This is a genomic window from Haladaptatus sp. W1 (assembly GCF_001723155.1).
Classification (GTDB): domain Archaea; phylum Halobacteriota; class Halobacteria; order Halobacteriales; family Haladaptataceae; genus Haladaptatus; species Haladaptatus paucihalophilus.
The window spans coordinates 1-3,487 of sequence record NZ_MEIH01000297.1; the positions used below are offsets into that span (position 1 = coordinate 1).

Below are 3,487 nucleotides of genomic sequence, written 5' to 3' on the forward strand. Positions count from 1 at the left end.
GTGATGGTTGCGGGGCCACAGATTCTCAGCGCCATCTTCCTCGCGACGAGTGAAAACTGGCGACAGAACTCCGCCGCATACGTCCTCGGCGCTGCAATCTCGATCTCCCTGGTCGTGACTCTCGTCTACTTCGCTGGTGAGGGTGCACTTGGACAAGGCACAACAAACGATACACTCTATGTTATCATCCTCGTCCTGCTCTTGGTGGCAATGGTAAACGTCTTCCGGACGAGAGAGGAGACGGAACCGCCCAAATGGATGGGGAAGCTCACATCGGCAAACCCACGGTTCTCGTTCAGGCTTGGATTCCTCCTGATGGGACTTTTCCCGAGTGATCTCCTCACGTCCGCCGCCGTTGGTTCATATCTCGCGGCGCAAGGGGCACCCTGGAGAGATGCCCTCCCGTTTATCGGAGTTACGCTCTTGATTCTAGCGCTCCCATTACTGATCTTGCTCGCGTTCGGCGAACGGGCGGAGGCATTCCTGCCGAAAGCGCGTGACTGGATGGAAACGAACTCCTGGATCATCAACGAGATCGTCCTCCTGCTTTTCATCGCTATCACGATCAGCAACCTCACGGGGTGATCGAAGAAAGCCACCCTGACGGTCACGATTTTGGACGCTCACGTTGAATGACGAGCCGTTTGAGAACCGAGAGTATACCGACGAGCACTATTCTGGCGGTCTATCCAATACTGTAATCCCGACACCTACTGGCCACCGTCGATGGCTTCGCCACCCTTCGTCGCATCATCACGGCTGTCGTCCGTCTCTTGAACCGTCGTTGGGGCGATCTCAAGATGGGACGCTTATTCCTCACCTCAAAGTTTTGCGATAGCGACTTGAAGGAACTGGACGATAATGACCACCATCAGGGAAAAGAAACTGAGCGCCATGACCGGCATCGCCGCGCTCAAAACGGTGAGCATGGTCCTCATTTTCGGAGCGGCGATTCTCGTCAGCGGGGCCATCATCTACAGCTCCGTGCGGGTACTCAGGGGACAGTCGGTTTCCGGTCGGCCGTCGACGAACTGACCCGACCTCGGCACACAGTGCGATTTTTGGTCGGGTAACGAACCGATGTCAGCGACAGCACCGCAGTCGTCGGTTCGACTACGCCGTCGTGGAACCGCGGACACGGTACTGACCCATTTAACAATATTGTATTTCTATTGCAAATCACTAGGGATGGTTTCGCCGATATTTTCGAGCCGCATCGATATTTTCCAAGATGGAGGAAGAGGATAAAATGTTGCTCAAAAACGACACGTTACCGCAATAGGGGCCTGATACATGCCGATATCCGGTTTCGACCGAGGCAGATTGTATTGCACAATATTCACAAAACTATTAAGACCTGTGAGCGGATAGGCTGTAGTGAGTAGAAAAGTATGATTCGCACAAAACCGCGGTCAGTACGAAAGCGAGGTCGATGAGCATGTTCGGAATCGAATTGAGTGGACTCGGAGCAGCCACGACGGTCGGTGCCGTTCTCGGGGAGGCAGTCGTCCTCTATGCCGGATACGGTGTCGTCGTGCAGATGGTGAGTTCGAACGTTATCGACGCGCTTACGGGTGAGTAATCGTGGAGCCACTCCTCATTGCCCTGTTCATCGGGTTCGGACTGGTCATCGGAATCCTGTTCGGATTCTTCGGGATGGGCGGGTCGTTCCTCGTCACGCCCGCGTTGCTGGTGTTCGGATACCCGGCGAAGGTCGCGGTCGGAAGCGGACTGGCGTTCGTGTTCGGCACATCGGTCATCGCCGCGCTCCGACACCGTAACCTCGGACAGGTCGATTACAAACTCGCGCTGATGTTCATCGTCGGCATGACGAGTGGTATCAAGGTCGGGGAATACGTCGTGTTGTGGCTCGAAGCGACCGGCATGGCTGACATCGTTGTGGGGACCGCCTACGTCCTCCTGTTGGCCACGGTCGGCCTCTTCACGTTCCGCGACTCGCGTGGCAGTGACGACGACGGCGCATCGTCGCTCCCGGAGCGCTTCGAGGTGCTCCAGATTCCTCCGATGGTTTCCATCAGCGGTGGCGTGGAGATTTCGGTCTGGCTCACGCTGGGCATCGCGCTGTTCGTCGGCATCCTGTCCGGCTTCCTCGGCGTCGGTGGCGGCTTCCTCCTGATGCCCGCGATGGTGTACGTCCTCGGCGTTCCCACCGTCGTGGCAGTCGGGACTGACGTGCTCCAGATCACCGTCTCCGGTGGTTTCGGCGCGTTCTCCTACGCCCAGAACGGGGCCGTCGAACTCGCCGTCGTCGCTCCGCTCTTGGCGGGAAGCGCGCTCGGAGCACGCATCGGTGCAGCGGCAACGAACCTGACCGACGAGGACGACATCAAAGGCTACTTCGCCGCGATGCTCCTCGCGGGCAGCGTCGCCGTCGCGAGCAACCGAGTCGGAGACGCGCTGGGCATCCACCTCCTCGACCAGATCAGCCTGGTGCTCATCTTCGGCTCCGCGGTGGTCGTCGCCGCGGCGGTCGTCTACAGCGCACTCGTCAACCTTCGGGAGCGCGAGTCGCCGAGCGTGTCGACCTCCGACTGACCTTCGGGGCGAACAAGTAGTTTTGTACAAACCATGCAAAATCCTTATACGTGCCAAATTCTTACTCACGACTTGAAAATGGCGAACTCGATGGCCGAGTACCTTCAGCAAGACATGGAGTGTGAAGGATTGCTGGAGTGTCTTCACGGACTGAAAGAACTCGATAAGCAGTGTTATCGAGTCGTGATCGAGAGCGAGAACCCACTAACCATCGACGACATCGCGGAGCGGATCGACCGCGAACGGTCGACGGCGTACCGCTCTATCCAGCGACTGCTCCAATCTGGGTTCATCCAGAAAGAACAGGTCAACTACGACCAGGGTGGCTACTACCACGTCTACAAGCCGACCGACCCCGGCGAAGTGTCCCACGACATGCAGCGCATGTTGAACGAGTGGTACGCCAAGATGGGCCAGTTGATTCAGGAGTTCGAGGACAAGTACGACCCGATGGAACAGCCCGAACAACCGGTCTGACGGAACGGCTCACGGGACCCCATCGCCGCTCTCGACATCACCAAGACGGTTACGTCTCGACGAGAACTTTTACTCGGTTGTACGGAAGCCAGCGTAGCTCGGCGTCCAGATAGTCGGCGACGTGCGCGACGAACTCGTCTTCCTTCAGGAGGCCGTCCTCGTCCGCCTCGTCGCTCAACTGGAGCGTGACCTCCTCTACGTCCTCCAAGACGTCGCTGCCGACCATGACGGAGAACAACTCGGCGGGCGTCACGGGTTTTCCGGCGTCGATGGCGACCGCAACGTCGTCCACGGCGGTCTCGACCTCCGTTTCGACGTCGAACTGCACGTCCACCGACACCGCTTGGCCGAGCATGTCGGCCGCGTGAACCTCTTCCGCCTTCCGAATCGCGGGTTCGAGGGCGTGTCCGAACTCGCCTCCGCTCTCGCGCATGCCGATGTAAGCAAACGAGAG

At 58.4% G+C, this 3,487-nt stretch carries 5 protein-coding genes and 1 pseudogene; 5 read left to right on the forward strand and 1 reads right to left on the reverse strand.

All coding sequences use genetic code 11. From position 1 onward, the window contains the following. The 5 genes from BG842_RS14825 to BG842_RS14835 all read left to right on the forward strand — a co-directional run. Positions 1-585, forward strand: a 585-nt coding sequence (locus BG842_RS14825; protein ID WP_217493326.1) for a GAP family protein, incomplete at its 5' end; no start/stop codon positions are given. A 276-nt stretch (positions 586-861) separates the two neighbouring features. Then, entirely contained in the window at positions 862-1,035 is a 174-nt protein-coding gene (locus BG842_RS28920) for a hypothetical protein (protein ID WP_254663193.1), read from the forward strand. Between the two features lie 403 nt (positions 1,036-1,438). Continuing rightward, on the forward strand, positions 1,439-1,582 hold the full coding sequence (locus tag BG842_RS29925) for a hypothetical protein (RefSeq protein ID WP_171970536.1): 144 nt from the start codon (positions 1,439-1,441) through the stop codon (positions 1,580-1,582). 2 nt (positions 1,583-1,584) lie between these two features. After that, entirely contained in the window at positions 1,585-2,556 is a 972-nt protein-coding gene (locus BG842_RS14830; RefSeq protein ID WP_069451346.1) for a sulfite exporter TauE/SafE family protein, read from the forward strand. Between the two features lie 78 nt (positions 2,557-2,634). After that, positions 2,635-3,033, forward strand: coding sequence for a helix-turn-helix domain-containing protein (locus BG842_RS14835; RefSeq protein WP_007980716.1), 399 nt, complete (start codon positions 2,635-2,637; stop codon positions 3,031-3,033). Positions 3,034-3,082: 49 nt separating this feature from the next. Here BG842_RS14835 and BG842_RS14840 read toward each other — a convergent pair. Then, positions 3,083-3,487, reverse strand: a pseudogene (locus tag BG842_RS14840) (hypothetical protein); the annotation flags it as partial.